The organism is Mucilaginibacter tolerans (assembly GCF_030519375.1).
Lineage (GTDB): Bacteria > Bacteroidota > Bacteroidia > Sphingobacteriales > Sphingobacteriaceae > Mucilaginibacter.
Genome location: NZ_JAUMKB010000029.1, coordinates 1 through 16,898, shown reverse-complemented (window position 1 = coordinate 16,898; position 16,898 = coordinate 1). Strand labels below are relative to the sequence as shown.

Sequence of the window (16,898 nt, the reverse complement as noted above, 5' to 3'; positions counted from 1 at the left end):
GAAAGAGATGATGTGCGAACAATATGAAGACCAACTGATAGGGCTATTGAATAATGAGCTCACCCCTGCCGAACAGGCGGAACTGGAAAAACATTTGGCCAAATGTCCTGGCTGCAGCGGGGAATTGGCAGGGCTAAGAGAGGTTTGGGAAATGATGGCCGAATTAGAAACACCAGAGCCATCAGCACATATGCGGGTAAAGTTCCAGGCGATGCTGGATACTTATAAGGAATCGGTCGAAGATGCCAAACCGGGTGTTTGGAGCAGTATTCGTGAGCAATTCGGCAGGATATGGCAACTGCAAACCCGCTGGCCGTTGGCTTATAGTATGGTGATTATATTGGTGGGGTTCGGCTTGGGTTACTTGCTGTTCTCTTCGGGCAAAGGTGGCGAGCAGGAACAACAGCTAAAGGCGCTTAGTTCGCAGGTGCATGAATTAAAACAAACCATGATGCTGGCATTACTCGAGAACCCGTCGGCATCTGAAAGAATAAGGGGTGTAAGCTACACCAGCGAGATCAAACATGCGGATAAGGAAGTGATCGATGCTTTATTAGCTACGCTGAATAATGATCCGAATGTAAACGTTCGTTTGAGCACTTTGGATGCACTGTCGCACCTCGCCAATCACCCGGAGGTGAGGGAAGGTTTGATCCGGTCTATCGAGAAGCAGGATTCGCCCATCATGCAACTGGCCATTGCCGATGTGATGCTGAAACTGCAGGAAAGACGATCGGTTAAATCATTCGAAGATTTGTTAAAACAAAAAAACCTTAACCCTGGCGTAAGGGACAAGATCAAGCAAACCATAACACAACTCATTTAAAATAAAGAATTTATGAAACGATTAGTATTACCCGTTTTAGCCGGGCTGGGCCTTTGTTTTGCCCAATTTTCCGCCTCAGCGCAGGAATATAAAACCCACATCAGCAAGGAGTTTACCTACCAGAAAGGCATGTTAGGCATTTACAATCTGTTTGGTTCGGTAAAGGTAGAAGGTTATTCAGGCAATAAAGTCCTGATGGAAATTGATGAAACCATATCAGCCGATGACCGGCAAACCGTAGAGCAGGGAAAAAAAGAATTCAAACTGGAATTTGAACAAAAGCCGGACAGTATTATGGCATATCTTAGCGAGCCATGGAATACCAAGCCCCATCAATACAATAGGCATTGGGATGAGCGTCGCAAAATTGAATACCAGGTAAAACTTGAGTTTGTAGTAAAAGTGCCTTATAACGTCGACTTGTCTGCATCCACCGTAAATGATGGTGATGTTTATGTAAAAAACGTTTACGGCGCATTGAAGATCAATAATGTAAATGGTAAGATCGACATTGTAAATGCCAAAGGGGCTACCACTGCACATACTGTTAACGGAGGTGTAACGGTAAATTACCTGGTTGTACCACCGGACGCATCGTCCTATTACACTATTAATGGTGAATTAAAAGTTACCTACCCTTCCAACCTGGCTGCAGACGTATCATTTAAAAGTATGAATGGCGAGTTTTATACCGATTTCCAGAACGTGGAGGTAATGCCCAGCAGGGTAACCAAATCTGAAAATAAAAGCGGTAGCACTACAACCTATAAACTTAGCAAAAATTCCGACATACGTTTTGGCTCAGGTGGGAAGACATTCAAATTTGAAACTCTTAACGGGAATGTATATATAAAAAAACAAGATAAATAACAGAAGATGAAGACGACAAGAATCATAAGCACTCTGACAATTGCCATATTTTTAAGTGCAAAAGCATGGGCGCAGGAAACAGCAAAAGAACAGCTAGTGGTGCCATTAAGCTCCCCAGGTAAACCTTTCAAACTGGTGGCCCGCCTGGTGGATGGTTCCATCACCGTGAATGGACATGAGGGAAAAGACATTGTAGTAGAAGTATTGCAAGCGGAGAAGCGCCATGGTGAAGATCACAGCGGAGGCGGTATGCACCGTATCAGTAATGGGAACAATGCCGATATACAGGCCGAAGAGCGCAACAACGAGGTGAGTGTTAGCGGAACAGCGGGCAGGGCGGTCAACCTTCTGATAAAAGTTCCGATGACTGAAGGCAATTTTAAATTCGGCACGGTGAACGATGGTAATGTGAGCGGCAGCAATCTTAATGGCGACCTGGAAGTAAGCAATGTAAATGGCGCCATCAAATTAACCAATATATCTGGCTCTGTGGTGGCCAATACTGTTAACGGGAATGTGGTCGTGACCTTCAAATCGATCGACTCCAAAGCTGCTATGGCCTATTCTACCCTGAATGGCAATGTAGACGTTACCTTCCCGGCTTCGCTGAAAGCTAATGTGAAACTGAAATCGGACCGTGGCGATGTATTCACCGATTTTGATGTAGCTACCGATATGCACAAGCCGGAGGTTTCAAAAAGCGACGGCAAGGGCATGTATAGCCTGAAGATCGAAGATTGGGTTTATGGCAAAATCAACGGCGGCGGGCCGCAGTTACTGATGAAAACTACTTTCGGGAGTATTTATATCCGTAAGACAAAATAGATGTCTTAAAGTAATAAATCAGGGAGAAGTCATAAGCACTTAAAAACATCTGCCATGTTAAGAAACTACATCAAAACTGCCTGGAGGAATTTGTTGCACAACAAGTTTTATTCAGCCATAAATATCGCTGGTTTAACCATTGGGTTGGCAGTGGGTATGCTGATCCTGCTTTGGGTACAGGACGAATTGAGCTTTGATAGTTTTCATAAACAAACCAAAGACATATACAGGCTGGAGCTTTGGGGCGGGACAGGCGCTAATCGACAAATATTTCAGATCGGGGTAGCTCCTATCGGGCCATTTTCCAAACAGCAATTACCTGAAGTAAAGGAGTATGTACGCACAACAGGTAATTATGATTATTCACTTTATAAATACCAGAATAAAGTATTTGGCGATGAGAATGTAATTTATGCTGACCCCTCATTTTTTGCAGTGTTTGATTTTAGTCTGATAAAAGGCAATCATGAAAAACCTTTTGCGGATGACCATTCAGTAGTCGTTACTCAAACAACTGCTCATAAATTTTTTGGTGATGCTGATCCTATTGGCAAAGTGATCGTTGCCGACAATAAAGAAAACTTTACGGTAAGCGGTGTCATCAACGATTTCCCGAAGAATTCCAGCTTGCAGTATGATATGATCACGCCAATCAGTCTGCATTTTAAGATGATGCTGGCGCAGAAGAATGATATGACCAACAATTTCAGCTTCTTTAATTATCAAACTTATCTGCTGATCAAACCGGGCGCTGATATTAAAAAACTGGCCAAACAAATAACACAGGTCCACCTGGCGCACAAACCGGACGACACCGATGCCGACTACCTGCCGTTGCCGCTTTCAAAAATGCACCTGTATAATGCTGACCTGAGCGACAGGGGTATCACAACTGTCCGCATTTTTATCGTCATCGCTATACTGACCCTGACCATCGCTTGCATTAATTATGTTAACCTGTCTACCGCGCGCTCGATGTTGCGGTCAAAAGAGATCAGCATGCGTAAAATTATTGGTGCCGGAAAGGCACATCTGTTTTTGCAGTTCATTGTCGAAACCGCTCTGTTATTTACATTTGCGGCAATATTGGCTATAGGATTAATCTTCGTGTTAATGCCTGCCTTTAATCAGATAGCAGGCAAAGAAATGAGCCTGCGCCTGAGCGATTATCATATCTGGCTTGTCCTGCTGCTATCCATCGGCGGTACGTTGGCTGCATCCAGTATTTATCCCGCCCTGCTCCTTTCCTCATTCGAGCCCTTGAAAGCATTAAAAGGCAAAATATCGGCGAGCATAGGTGACGTGTTATTCCGCAAAATATTGGTAGTTATGCAGTTTTCATTTTCCATTATTTTAATCATTGGTACCATTGTCATCACTGGTCAGCTTAACTATATACGCACCACAGGCGTGGGCTACGATAAAGGGCACGTTCTGACCTTTTGGATGCGTGACATGGCAAATCACTATGAGGCAGCACGAGCAGAGTTAATGAAGCAACCAGGCATACTGGATATAACCCGCTCGAACCAGAATATAGTCCATTTTCAAGGCTTTACTGGAAACGTGGATTGGGACGGAAAAGACCCGAAACAAAATATTATCATCCATCCTATTGTGGTGGATAAGGATTTGGTTTCTTTTTTTAAAATTAAGATGACTGACGGCGCTTCCTTTACCGGCGCGAAAAATGATACCGCACATTTTATATTAAACGAAGCTGCGATAAAGGAAATGGGCATAAAAAACCCGGTAGGTAAACGTTTCCGCATGCAGCAAATTAACGGTTCTATCATCGGCGTGGTGAAAGATTTTCATTATGCTTCGATGAAAGAAAAAATTGCGCCTTCCATGTTTTGGTATGTACCACAGTATCTAAATAAGATCTACATAAAAACTACGGCTCAGGGCGCCCCTCAAGCGATTGCTGCAGCCGAACGTCAGTTTAAGCAATACAACGGCCAATATCCGTTCAGCTACGCTTTCCTGGACGACGTATTCGATAATATCTACCAAAATGAACAACGTGAAGGCACGCTCTTTACCGACTTCGCCGCCATCGCGATATTTATTTCCTGCCTGGGCTTGCTGGGCCTGGCTGCCTATACGGCGCAAGTTCGCACACGAGAAATCGGCGTACGCAAAGTATTAGGTGCAAGCATAAGCAGCCTGGTTGGCTTGTTAACCAAAGATTTTCTCAAATTAGTGCTACTGTCTATTGTAATTGCATCGCCCGTTGCCTGGTACTTTATGCATAAATGGCTACAAGATTTTGCTTATAAAATTGGCATCAACTGGTGGGTATTTGTCTTAGCGGGAGGTGTATCGATCATCATTGCGTTTATCACTATTAGCTTCCAGGCAATAAAATCTGCATTGACTAACCCCGTGAAGACGTTGAGGAGTGAGTGAGTTGTCATTAGTCAATGGTCATTAGTGGGCAACAGTCTCAATTAGTTGATTATTATTAAATTGCAGTAAAAAACCAATATGAAACCTAAAATCCTGTTGCGAATTGCCGCTGCTTTAATTTTCATCCACTCAATACTGCATACCTATGGTTTTGGTACATGGAAGGAAGCACCAGACCCTGTTTACAAAACCATAGTTGACGGGATGACCGGACATAAATTCCCTTTTATGGGTGCGGAGCGTTCGTTGGGTAATTTTTACGAAGGCTTTGGTTATGCCTGTTCGATAGCGCTATTCATGATAGCAATAGTGTTATGGCTCGTTTCGGGCGAAACATGCCGCAGTGCAAACCTTACGAAGAAAATCATCTATGCTATTGGCATTGCTTTGGTGGCATGGGGTATAAACGAGCTTATATATTTCTTTCCGTTTGCAGCAGCCATTACATTAACGGCAGCAATATTGACGCTTTTATCCGGTTTTATGATGAAAAAGAGCAATCAATTCAATTAACAAACTGTCATTGCAGGGCGACATTATATTACTCCTGCAATGACATATTATTTTTTAGTTACTGCACCCTTCTGTATATTTCTGTCGTTTGTTCGCCTGCCTTTGGATCATCTATCACCTGCGAGTACTCATCTTTTCCCTTCATCGTGATCTTAATAGAAAACTTACGCCCAACAAGCGCTGTATGACTCGACCATTCTTCTTCTTCGGTCAAAGTATCGCGCTTGAAGCTAAATGTCCCATAGCCAAAACCGTTCTTGAAAGTCTGACTAGCTCCATTTGGCAGGGGATAACGGTGCACAAACATAAAATGACCACCCCAGAATATCTTAAACTGGGTTTGGTTACCTTTTGTGGTATCCTTTCCTTTTACCCAATAAGATTTATCCAGTTTCCATAAACCATCCAAAACTGAAGTATCGGAACTTGCTATCCTTGAGTAATTCTCTGTCAGGTCCCACTTTACACCGTTTACTATGGCTAAACCAGGAATTACCTGTGTATACCCGGAATCTTTACGTGTAATCAGGAGATTGAAGCTTCTTGATGAATCAAGGACACCACTGCTGTAAATATTGCGTTCGAGTATCTTGTTCCCTGTATCCAGACTGTACGCACCAGTTCCAAACCCCACTGATGAGTCAGGGGCCATGCCGGCATACATATAGTACTTATCGGTATAAATTTTTATCTGGGTCCGTTTATACACCGTATCCTTCCCTCCACCACTGGCCATTTGCTTATCCAGTCTGTAAATACCCGCTTGAGATACTTTCTCTTTTTTCTTACATCCAAAAATTATGCAACTTATTAAAGCCGCAAGTATTAAAATCCTTTTCATGACGATTTAGTTTAATGATGAACGAAAAATTTTATGATCTGATAGTTAGGTACGATGGAGCGTCCCGATCAACTACCCATCAGGGAAAAACGCTACCATTAAGGGTATATCGATACCATAATCTGGTGGTTCCATAAATTAATTTTTAGGTGAATTGGTATATTAAATTTACGAATAAAATATGTGACAACGAAATTTATAATTTTGATAAAAACCTATCAGTTTTATATTGATTTGCGCGTAGGCGATGGTCATCCAAGGCTATTCACCGGATGAAAAAATGAAAATAAAATCGTCATCGCTTGGTTTAATTCCATTATTTAAAGACAGAGATCGCTTCAAATAAATACAGACTGGTATGAACCACCTGGATTTCCACTTTAGCGAGATTTTATAGAGAAGGACATATAAGTTCTGGTGGAGAATATACCATGCGGTTCAGACCTGTAGAGAATTGAGGATTCTATAAGTCTGAACCGCTGATGTGCTTGCTCAGTGGTGTGAGCCTGCCAAATCTTTTTGCTGTGTAACCTGATCAGGTAAGCCAAAAGAATTTTCGTCGTTGATCTGCATATAGGTATTCGTGCACAGGCCGATAAGCATACCATCGAGCATTGTTCTTAATGAGTCAACAGTAGGCGCACTCCACAGGCAAGCAGCTACTGAAGGGTCAGCACCTGCCATTAAACTATGAACTTTAAAACCTTCGGGCATAGCCGGCTCGGTTTTAACTAAGCTCCAAAACGCCTCGGGATTGGAGATTTGATGATTTACTAAAACATGCATGTTTTAATGGTTTTAAATTAATTGGCTATTAAAGCTAAGTAATTCATAATGAATTTTATATACAAAAACCAGTGAGTTATTAACCTATTTGGTTTCTGTGGCATTTAATATTGGTCTAGAAAATAAGGTATTCTGTCCGCTTAATTTAATCTGGCACCTTAAACACATTCTCCTTTACCATAAACAACGGCAACGAACCATGATTCAATACCCTATTATGAAACTCCCTTATATCAAAAGCCTTTCCTTGCTGCTTTTGCAATTGCGCCCGCCAATGCAGTATCTGTAAAGCTCCATATTTATAAGTAACCACCTGGGCAGGCCAGCGACGGATGCGGGCTATTTCGCGCATGGCAATATCGTCCTGCCCGCGAATATTCTTTTTCCAGAACTCCAGCGCCTGCTGATCTGTCCATCCATAATAATTCAGCCCCACATCCAGGGGCACGCGCACAGAGCGGACGATATCCCATTCCCATTTGCCCAATTCGTCATAGGGCGTTTTATATACGCCCAATTCCTTGCCCAATTCTTCTGCATAAGCTCCCCAACCTTCAGCTAAGCCCATGTAGTAAAACAGGTTCTGTACAGCAGAAACTTTGGTTCCAGAAACAATAGAAAATTGGTAATGGTGCCCAGGAACTGCCTCATGAATAAACAGCCAGTCGACCTGACGTTTATTGTAGGGCTTGTCAAAAAGATTGTAATAAAAAGTATTGTCATCGTAATATCCTGGAGTTTGGGCCAATTGTTTGCTTTCTCCTCTTTCTATTTTCAAATCAGATAATTTAGTTTGGCTGAAAAGTTTATGCAGGTTGCTATAAACAACAGCTTTCGTGCGCTCAAATGATTGTTGAACTTCTGCCGGGTCGCTAATAAAGAAAGAAGGGTCGTTTAAATGCTTATAAAACTCGACCTCGCTTAAGCCAGTCGCTTTCCGTATGGCTTCGATATGGCTCTTTACACGTTCTACTTCACTCAAACCAAACTGATAAACCTGGTCGGGCGTAACCTGATCATTTACCCATCGCTTCAGCAAATAGACATACCATGCCTTGCCATTGGGAATGGTGATGATGCCTTTTTTCGAAATGGTATCAGGTTTATTTTTCAACCATTGCTTTTCCAGTGCAATCCGTTCCAGGTTCAGGTTGGTTTCATAGCTGATAAGCTGGTAATCTGTCTTCTGCTCTGGTGTTAAGTCAGTGGGTTTAAATGCAGCTATCTTTAATTTGACCGATTCGAAAAAATCTTCCTGCTTTTGAACGTTTTCTATCGAACCGATATGCTGCAGACCGCTTACATAGCTCAACTCTAATTGTGGCAGTTTGAGCGCATTGTATCCGTTTACAAAATCTTTAGAAAAATCGCTGAATTTTTGCTGTGCATCTGCAATGGTGAACGTCAGCATTAAAATGATACAGGTAAAGATTTTTTTCATTTAAAGAGGATTTAACAAATAGACCGATCAGCACCAAAGTTGTTACAGGAATCGAATTTACCAAAGCAAAAATCCCCCTTTGGGGGTTAAAGGCCTAAACAAAATGCGCCTATCCACGTTGGTTTTACTAAACAGTCTGCCTGATTATCTATGGATGAAATGCTGAAAGCGTGGTCGCAACAATTACAGCCATGGGCCTGGAACCTGGGTGTGGTTGCCTCGGCGTTGATCATTGGTTTTATCGTTAAGCTCATCATTACCACAATTCTCCTTTTCTACAAAAACAAGGAAGATTACTCGCTTTTCAAATCCATCATTACCCATCTTGGCCGTCCGCTCAATTTTTTTGTGCCGTTGCTGATGCTGAATTTCATGACGCCATTGCTCGAGATAAGTAAACTTTGGTATACTACGCTCGATAGGGTCATTGATATCCTGGTCATCATTGCTTTTGCCAATTTGCTTATCTGCACCTTTAAGATATTCGAGGATTATGTTTACCATCAATACGACATCACTTCAGAGGATAACCTAAAAGGTCGCAAAGTGCGTACGCAGATGATCTTCGTACGTAAGGTAGTGATCATCATCATCGTGGTAATATCTTTATCCATAATACTGCTTAGCTTTGACAGTGTACGGAAGATAGGCGCAGGTTTACTAACCGGTGTTGGAATCGGCGGTATCATCATTGGGTTTGCAGCCCAGAAGTCTTTGAGTAATTTCCTGGCGGGAATGCAAATCGCTTTTACACAGCCTATCCGCATCGACGACGTCCTGGTAGTGGAAGGCGAATGGGGGCGCGTAGAAGACATTACGCTTACTTATGTAGTATTAGCTATCTGGGACCAACGGCGGTTGATTTTACCCATCACCTATTTTATTGAAAAGCCCTTCCAGAACTGGACACGCACTACATCGCAATTATTGGGAACGGTGTTTCTTTACGTCGATTATACTTTTCCGGTAGAGGTGCTGCGTGAAGAATTAAACCGCCTGCTCAAAACAACCAAACTTTGGGATAAACGCGTAGGTGTGTTACAAGTAACAGATTCTAAGGAACATACTATCGAACTCCGTGCGCTAATGAGTGCACGTAATTCATCTGATGCATTTGATCTGAGATGCTATATTCGCGAAAATCTGCTGAAATATATTACCGTCCATATGCCGCAGAGTTTGCCTCAAAGCAGGTATCAGCGCAATGAGATGGATTTAGGGATTGCCGGGGATAACAAAACCCTGTAACATATAATTTACCTGAGCAAAAGAGAAATCTGAAAGGGCGACCGAACAATTTGCATCTTTATGATGTTATCAATTTAATTTTTAGCCAGCTATGCTGATTTTAAATTATTTTTATTAATTTAACGATCCCGCTCATCTAAACAAAAGACCCTATGGAAACAGCAAACAACCCTACTTTTCTGGACCGGATTTTGGATAAACTGCGTCCCGCTGATCTGCACACCAAAGAAAACCGGTTAGCTATTAAAACACGAGTAGAGCTATTGTTGGTCGAGACCGGCTTAACTAAGGCAGAAATGGGATCGCGCATCCGCAGGGACATAGTCGCTTTGCGATCTTGGTTGGAGGGCACACGAGACCTGACCGTTGAAACGCTTCAGGAGCTTTGCTTATCGCTGCATATTTCTCTGGGCGATTTGGTTTTGGAATAGTACATATCGTACCTACGGCAGGAATACATTATTCAATTATTTTTCTACTACTACCAACATTTGGCACCTATGAAGCCGAACGGGTTGTCCGTTGCGCCATCGGCGCTAAATGTTGGTAACATAAGCCAATAAACCCTTTTCATGATGCCCCAGGCATGCTACTTTTGCGCGCGCTACTTTACTATCCAATCAAAATGCTTCTCTTTGTGTGTACCCGGCGCAGCAAATCTTTCCAATAAAAACTGACCGGTATAGGAATTTTTCTCTTTGATCAGATCTTCAGGTACGCCTTCAAAAACTACACGGCCGCCATTGTCTCCACCTTCGGGACCGATATCTATCACCCAGTCAGCGCATTTGATCACGTCCATGTTGTGCTCTATTACAATGATGGTATTGCCCTGTTCTAACAAGGCATCAAATGATTTCAGTAGCTTTTTAATATCGGCAAAGTGCAAACCCGTTGTAGGCTCATCGAAAATAAAGAGTGTTTTATTCGAGTTATTCCCTTTTACCAGGAAGGATGCCAGCTTAATGCGCTGCGCCTCGCCGCCGGATAAGGTGTTGGATGATTGGCCTAACTGTACATATCCCAGACCTACATCAACCAGCGGCTTTATTTTGTTAAGAATTTTAGGTTCTTTTCTGAAAAATTCCAGCGCTTCATCAATAGTCATGGTCAGCACATCAGACACGTTCTTATCCTGGTATGTAATATCCAGAATATGCTGCTTAAAACGCTTTCCCCCGCAGGTCTCGCAGGTCAGGAAGATATCGGCCATAAACTGCATCTCTATCTTCACCTCACCCTCACCCTGGCAAACATCACAGCGTCCGCCCTCTACGTTAAATGAAAACGCCGATGGCTTTAGCCCGCCTGCTTTTGCCGCAGGCTGCGCTGCATAAAGGTTACGTATTTCGTCCCAGGCTTTTACATAAGTTACGGGGTTTGATCTTGATGAACGTCCTATCGGGTTCTGATCCACCATCTCCACCTGCTCTATTTTCTGATAATCGCCTTCTATGCTGTCGTAAGCGCCGGTTTGTTCGCCGGTATAATTCCCCAAAGCTTTTTGCAGCGCAGGAGCTAAAATGCGTTTAACCAAACTTGTCTTGCCTGACCCTGATACGCCCGTTACCACAGATAACACACCTAATGGGAACTTCACATTTACATGTTTCAGGTTATTTTCACGACCACCGCGTATCTCCACATAATCATGCCATTTACGGCGGTGGGGGGGGATGGCAATCTGTTCTTTTCTTGCCAGATAACGGCCGGTCAAACTGTTATCGTCCTCAATAATTTCGTCATAAGTACCCGAGAAAATGAGCTCACCGCCATGCGTACCAGCCTCCGGACCAATATCGATGATATGATCGGCAGCCTGCATAATCTCTTCTTCGTGCTCAACCACCAAAACGGTGTTTCCCACATCACGAAGGGATTGCAAAACACCTATCAGCCTTTGTGTATCACGCGGATGCAGGCCGATACTCGGCTCATCTAAAACATAAATGGAGCCAACCAAACTGCTTCCTAATGAAGTAGCCAGGTTGATACGCTGTGACTCACCACCTGATAAGGTATTCGATAAACGGTTCAACGTTAGGTAGCTTAATCCAACATTATTCAAAAATCCCAGTCGGTTGGCAATCTCCAATAAAAGCCTTTTGGCAATTTTTTGGTCGCGTTCGTCTAATTCCAGGTCGGCAAAGAAGCTGTATGCCTTATCAAGCGGCATCAAAACAATATCCGTTATAGATTTACCATTGATCTTTACATACGATGCATCCTGTCTCAGGCGGCTGCCCTTACACTCCGGGCAGGTAGTTTTACCGCGATAACGCGATAGCATCACCCGGTATTGAATTTTATAGGTTTGTTCTTCCAGTTCTTTAAAGAAGGAATCCAGCCCACGGAAGTATTGGTTGCCGGTCCAAATAAGCCTTTGTTGTTCCTCAGTCAACTGGTTATACTGACGATGGATTGGGAAGTCAAACTTAAGTGCATTACGCACCAAAGCCTCGTTCCACTCGCGCATTTTTTCACCACGCCATGGCGCAATGGCACCATCGTATACTGATTTGCTTTTATCGGGTATAACCAAATCTTCATCAATCCCGATCACCTTACCATAACCCTCGCAACGCTTGCAAGCGCCATAAGGGTTGTTAAAGCTGAAAAAGTTTGGCGTAGGCTCTTCAAAAGCTATCCCATCCAGTTCAAAACGATCACAAAAAAAACGTTCGGCCTCTTCATCCTCATCAGGCTTGCGATATCGCACATAGCAATCACCTTTCCCTTCAAAAAAGGCAGTCTGCACAGAGTCGCCTAAACGACTGATAGTTTCATCCGTTTCGTTTTTGGTTACGCGGTCGATGACGATGCGCACGGCGGTTGGCGCGTGTAATTTGGCTTGATCTTCACCTTTCGCCTTTTTTCCTTTAGTTTTCACCTCCAAAGGCTCATTTTCAATCGATTTATCTTCCAGGATAGATTCGATGCGCTCCATTTTACCCTGATATTCTACACGTACAAAACCTTTTTGCAGCAAAACCGCCAGTTCTTCTTTCAGGCTGCGGTTGTTGTGCGGATGCAGCGGGCATAAAATGGTTACCGGTGTTTCGTCGGGCAATGAAGTAATAAAATTTACAACATCAGTCACCGTATCTTTCTTTACGATTTTGCCGGATACGGGTGAATAGGTTTTGCCGATTCGGGAAAACAGTAGTTTTAGATAATCATATATCTCAGTCGAGGTACCCACTGTTGAGCGCGGGTTGGAAGTAATCACCTTTTGTTCGATGGCAATTGCAGGGGCAATGCCTTTGATATAATCCACCTCTGGTTTGTTCATCCGGCCCAGAAACTGGCGCGCGTAACTGGAGAGACTCTCCACATAACGGCGCTGACCTTCAGCATACAACGTATCAAATGCCAGTGACGACTTGCCCGACCCAGACATCCCGGTGATCACCACCAGTTTGTTTTTGGGTATGGCCACGTCCATATTCTTAAGGTTGTGCACCTTAGCGCCTTTGATAATAATATTGTATTGAGGGTCTTTCTCTGTTTCTATACTCATGTATTTTTCGTCGATAGTCTATAGTCCATGGACCATGGTTAAATTTCCGGAAACACTATGGTCCATGATCTGTCGACCATGGACTCTTCGGGAACGCAAAAATCCTAAAATATTTAGCACTTTCCAAATCAATTCAGTTAATTGATTGTAACTTTTGGAAGTGCTAAATCACTTAAACCCAAATGTTAAAGTGACGTTTATAAATGTTAAAATATGTTAAAATTGGGGCCCAAATGCAATATTGGGTAGTATAGTTAGAAATATAATTTGGTTTTTAGGTTTGAAATTGCTTTATTTGAAGTAACAAAAATACTAACTGAGCAAGGAGAACCCCTATAGAAAGAAAATCTACTTTATAATTTTTTCACGATTTAAGACTATAAAAGTAGTGTTCTATGGATTTTCAAATGCAGAGTGATCAGGATCTAATCCATCTATATGTAGCGGGCGATGAAGCGGGATTGGTGGAGCTCTTACGCCGATATCAGGCCAAAATTTATACCTCAATATACCTATTAGTAAAGGACGAATATCTTGCCGAAGATATCTTCCAGGATGCCTTTATAAAAGTTATCAATACTTTACGTGCCGGCAAATACAACGAGGAAGGAAAGTTCCTTCCATGGGTAACGCGTATTGCACATAACCTTGTGATAGATCATTTCAGACGCGAGAAACGCGCCCCAATGATCAACAACGGCGATGACTTTGATATCTTTGAGGTATTGGGCAATTACGATGAAAGTACGGAGGATAGGCTGGTTCGCGAACAAACCCACAAAGACCTAAAAGCCCTTATACACCTTTTACCTCCGGAACAAAAAGAGGTATTGATCATGCGTCATTTTGGTGATATGAGCTTCAAAGAGATTGCCGACGTGACCGATGTAAGCATCAATACTGCGCTGGGCCGCATGCGTTATGCGCTTAACAATCTGCGCAAAATGATGCAAAGCAAAGAGTTAAGTCTGAAAAACTAGCAATCGTTATACTGTTTGAAAGGCTGTAAAGTGTGCCGGGATAAAATATTCTGCTCGTTTTACGGCCTTTTCGTGTTTAAAAATCTTTAGTTTTTGCGCCGTAGCACAACATTTTCGGGCAAAGCATCGTTATAAATTTCGAATACTTCGAAAATATTCTGATCGCATTTTACTCCGATAAAAAAATTTCATCAAAATTTCATCTTCGGTAAAATATTATCTTTATGTCTTCGTTCTTTATACTGTAAACCAGTCATAAACACAGTATTATTTAATTTGAGAAAAAGCGTATGGGAGAAACTTCTACAACAACTATTAATGGAACTTCTAACAGGGCGGCTATGAAAGAAACAGATGCCAAAACCGAAAACTTAGAAGCTGATGATCTTATTTTCTATCACTCTCTAAGAACTGAGCTGGATGTGTTAAAGAAAAATCCAAGCTCTAAAACTATCCATCAAATTCTTAACTATTCAAAGAGCCTGCGTTAGCAAGTTGAAAGCCTTATGTCTGGAGTCGTGAGCTATTGTTAGCTTTCACTCCGGACTTTTTTATTTTAGACTTAAGACTTTGTACTTTTACCCATGCTAAAGCCTGAGCGTTACCGTCATTTTGTTGATTATTTTTCAAGACATCAGCCTAATGCGGTTACCGAATTACATTACGACAGCCCGTTTCACCTGCTGATAGCGGTTATTCTTTCCGCACAGTGTACTGATAAACGCATAAACCAGGTTACTCCGGCCCTCTTCCAAAATTTCAAAACGCCGGAAGAACTTGCTGCATCTACACCTGAAGAAATTTTCGAATACATACGCAGCGTAAGCTATCCCAACAATAAATCGAAACACCTGGTAGGCATGGCCAAAATGCTAGTTGAGAAATTTAACAGCCAGGTGCCGTCCGATATAAATGAACTTCAAAAGTTGCCCGGTGTAGGACGTAAAACTGCCAATGTAATTGCATCAGTGGTGTTCGAGCTGCCTGCAATAGCTGTGGACACCCATGTTTTCCGCGTAGCTAACAGGATTGGACTTACTACTAATGCCCGCACACCGTTGGCTGTTGAAAAACAACTGGTTGAATTTCTTCCACGCGAGACTTTAGCTATTGCCCATCACTGGCTTATTTTACACGGGCGCTATATCTGCCTGGCACGCAGCCCAAAGTGCGAAACCTGCCCTATCAGCTGGTTTTGCAAGTATTATGACCGCACCCATACAGAATCTGCACTGAAAAAAGCCGATGCTCTGAAGGTAAAGAAAGCCAGAGATCAAAAGAAGAAAAAACGACAAAACACCATACACAAAGAACTGAAAAAACGGAGTGTGGATAAAGATATTTGATTGTTTTATCGCTAAATCCCTAACTTGCTGATATTGTTCAATGCACTTATAAAACCAGTAATATAACCATTCAACAATCTAACAATTGAAATAAATTACTAAAAATATTAGTATTTATAAAAACAATTACTTACATTTGTTACTCGAAAAAATTTAAGAATGAGCAGCGCAGAAAAACTAAAAGCTTTACAGCTTACTTTAGACAAGCTTGAAAAATCATACGGCAAAGGCACCATCATGAAATTGGGTGATACCGCTATCGAGCCTATCGATGTGATTTCAACCGGATCGATCGGTCTGGATATTGCATTGGGTGTGGGTGGTTTGCCAAAAGGCCGCGTGATAGAGATATATGGCCCTGAATCATCAGGTAAGACAACTTTGGCTATCCACGCCATTGCTGAGTCGCAGAAAAATGGTGGCATTGCCGCTTTTATAGACGCGGAACATGCATTCGATCGTTTCTATGCTAAAAAATTAGGCGTTGACGTGGAGAACCTGCTGATCTCTCAGCCTGACAACGGTGAACAGGCACTGGAAATTGCGGATAACCTGATTCGTTCGGGCGCTATCGATATCATTGTGATCGACTCTGTAGCTGCTTTGGTACCGAAAGGTGAAATTGAAGGCGAAATGGGCGATAGCAAGATGGGGTTACAAGCTCGTTTGATGTCCCAGGCCCTGCGTAAGCTGACGGGTACTATTTCTAAAACCGGGTGCTGTTGTATATTTATCAATCAGTTGCGCGATAAGATAGGCGTAATGTTTGGCAACCCCGAAACTACTACAGGTGGTAATGCCCTTAAATTTTACGCTTCGGTACGTTTGGACATCCGCCGTATTTCGCAGATAAAGGATACCGATGAGGTATCGGGCAACCGTGTAAAAGTGAAGATCGTGAAGAACAAGGTTGCACCTCCGTTCCGTATAGCTGAATTTGATATCATGTTTGGCGAAGGGGTTTCGAAAGCCGGCGAGATTATCGACCTGGGTGTTGATTATAACATCATCAAAAAATCAGGTTCATGGTTTAGCTATGGAGATTCCCGACTTGGGCAAGGACGGGATGCAGTTAAACAACTAATATTGGATAATCCCGAATTAATGGAAGAACTGGAAGCTAAAATAAAGGAAACCGTTACGGGTGATAAGTTAGCGGTCGAAACAGAATAGTTTTAAGTTTTTGAATAGCATAATGAAGCCTTCCTGATTGTGCACTGCCCCCAAAAAGTTAGACACTATTTGGGGGCATTTTTATGGCAAAAAACAGAAAGCATGGAGTAAAATTTA

At 42.5% G+C, this 16,898-nt stretch carries 15 protein-coding genes; 11 read left to right on the top strand and 4 right to left on the bottom strand.

Annotated features, from left to right (window positions below):
- The first annotated feature begins 7 nt into the window (after positions 1-7).
- The 5 genes from Q3A68_RS22695 (at position 8) to Q3A68_RS22675 (ending at position 5,446) form a co-directional block, all read left to right on the top strand.
- Complete coding sequence (locus tag Q3A68_RS22695; protein ID WP_302903440.1) at positions 8-826, top strand: zf-HC2 domain-containing protein; 819 nt, start codon at positions 8-10, stop codon at positions 824-826.
- 12 nt (positions 827-838) lie between these two features.
- Positions 839-1,696, top strand: a complete 858-nt coding sequence (locus Q3A68_RS22690; protein ID WP_302903439.1) for a DUF4097 family beta strand repeat-containing protein — start codon at positions 839-841, stop codon at positions 1,694-1,696.
- A 6-nt stretch (positions 1,697-1,702) separates the two neighbouring features.
- Positions 1,703-2,521 carry a DUF4097 family beta strand repeat-containing protein gene (locus tag Q3A68_RS22685; protein ID WP_302903438.1) on the top strand — a complete coding sequence of 273 codons (819 nt, stop codon included), beginning with the start codon at positions 1,703-1,705 and terminating at the stop codon, positions 2,519-2,521.
- 54 nt (positions 2,522-2,575) lie between these two features.
- Complete coding sequence (locus tag Q3A68_RS22680) at positions 2,576-4,933, top strand: ABC transporter permease (RefSeq protein WP_302903437.1); 2,358 nt, start codon at positions 2,576-2,578, stop codon at positions 4,931-4,933.
- Positions 4,934-5,011: 78 nt separating this feature from the next.
- Positions 5,012-5,446, top strand: a complete 435-nt coding sequence (locus Q3A68_RS22675; protein WP_302903436.1) for an LIC_13387 family protein — start codon at positions 5,012-5,014, stop codon at positions 5,444-5,446.
- A 58-nt stretch (positions 5,447-5,504) separates the two neighbouring features.
- On the opposite strand, the gene Q3A68_RS22670 is transcribed toward Q3A68_RS22675, so the two are convergent.
- The 3 genes from Q3A68_RS22670 to Q3A68_RS22660 all read right to left on the bottom strand — a co-directional run bounded on the left by Q3A68_RS22670 (position 5,505) and on the right by Q3A68_RS22660 (position 8,514).
- A complete protein-coding gene (locus Q3A68_RS22670) occupies positions 5,505-6,287 on the bottom strand; it encodes a hypothetical protein (RefSeq protein ID WP_302903435.1) in 783 nt (260 codons plus the stop codon).
- A 492-nt stretch (positions 6,288-6,779) separates the two neighbouring features.
- Positions 6,780-7,073: a hypothetical protein gene (locus Q3A68_RS22665; RefSeq protein ID WP_302903434.1), complete on the bottom strand. Its 294-nt coding sequence runs from the start codon at positions 7,071-7,073 to the stop codon at positions 6,780-6,782.
- A 145-nt stretch (positions 7,074-7,218) separates the two neighbouring features.
- The gene (locus Q3A68_RS22660; RefSeq protein ID WP_302903433.1) at positions 7,219-8,514 is read right to left on the bottom strand and encodes a DUF885 domain-containing protein; all 1,296 of its coding nucleotides are present in this window, start codon (positions 8,512-8,514) and stop codon (positions 7,219-7,221) included.
- Between the two features lie 150 nt (positions 8,515-8,664).
- Here Q3A68_RS22660 and Q3A68_RS22655 point away from each other — a divergent pair, with 150 nt between their 5' ends.
- On the top strand, positions 8,665-9,762 hold the full coding sequence (locus tag Q3A68_RS22655) for a mechanosensitive ion channel family protein (RefSeq protein WP_302903432.1): 1,098 nt from the start codon (positions 8,665-8,667) through the stop codon (positions 9,760-9,762).
- Positions 9,763-9,914: 152 nt separating this feature from the next.
- On the top strand, positions 9,915-10,193 hold the full coding sequence (locus Q3A68_RS22650; protein WP_302903431.1) for a hypothetical protein: 279 nt from the start codon (positions 9,915-9,917) through the stop codon (positions 10,191-10,193).
- Between the two features lie 173 nt (positions 10,194-10,366).
- On the opposite strand, the gene uvrA is transcribed toward Q3A68_RS22650, so the two are convergent.
- The gene (gene uvrA / locus Q3A68_RS22645; protein WP_302903430.1) at positions 10,367-13,282 is read right to left on the bottom strand and encodes an excinuclease ABC subunit UvrA; all 2,916 of its coding nucleotides are present in this window, start codon (positions 13,280-13,282) and stop codon (positions 10,367-10,369) included.
- Between the two features lie 395 nt (positions 13,283-13,677).
- On the opposite strand from uvrA, the gene Q3A68_RS22640 reads away from it, so the two are divergent.
- The 4 genes from Q3A68_RS22640 to recA all read left to right on the top strand — a co-directional run bounded on the left by Q3A68_RS22640 (position 13,678) and on the right by recA (position 16,781).
- A complete protein-coding gene (locus tag Q3A68_RS22640) occupies positions 13,678-14,262 on the top strand; it encodes an RNA polymerase sigma factor (protein ID WP_302903429.1) in 585 nt (194 codons plus the stop codon).
- 290 nt (positions 14,263-14,552) lie between these two features.
- Positions 14,553-14,753, top strand: coding sequence for a hypothetical protein (locus Q3A68_RS22635; RefSeq protein WP_302903428.1), 201 nt, complete (start codon positions 14,553-14,555; stop codon positions 14,751-14,753).
- Positions 14,754-14,846: 93 nt separating this feature from the next.
- A complete protein-coding gene (gene nth, locus Q3A68_RS22630; RefSeq protein WP_302903427.1) occupies positions 14,847-15,608 on the top strand; it encodes an endonuclease III in 762 nt (253 codons plus the stop codon).
- A 159-nt stretch (positions 15,609-15,767) separates the two neighbouring features.
- Positions 15,768-16,781 carry a recombinase RecA gene (gene recA, locus Q3A68_RS22625; protein WP_302903426.1) on the top strand — a complete coding sequence of 338 codons (1,014 nt, stop codon included), beginning with the start codon at positions 15,768-15,770 and terminating at the stop codon, positions 16,779-16,781.
- The last annotated feature ends 117 nt before the right edge of the window (positions 16,782-16,898 follow it).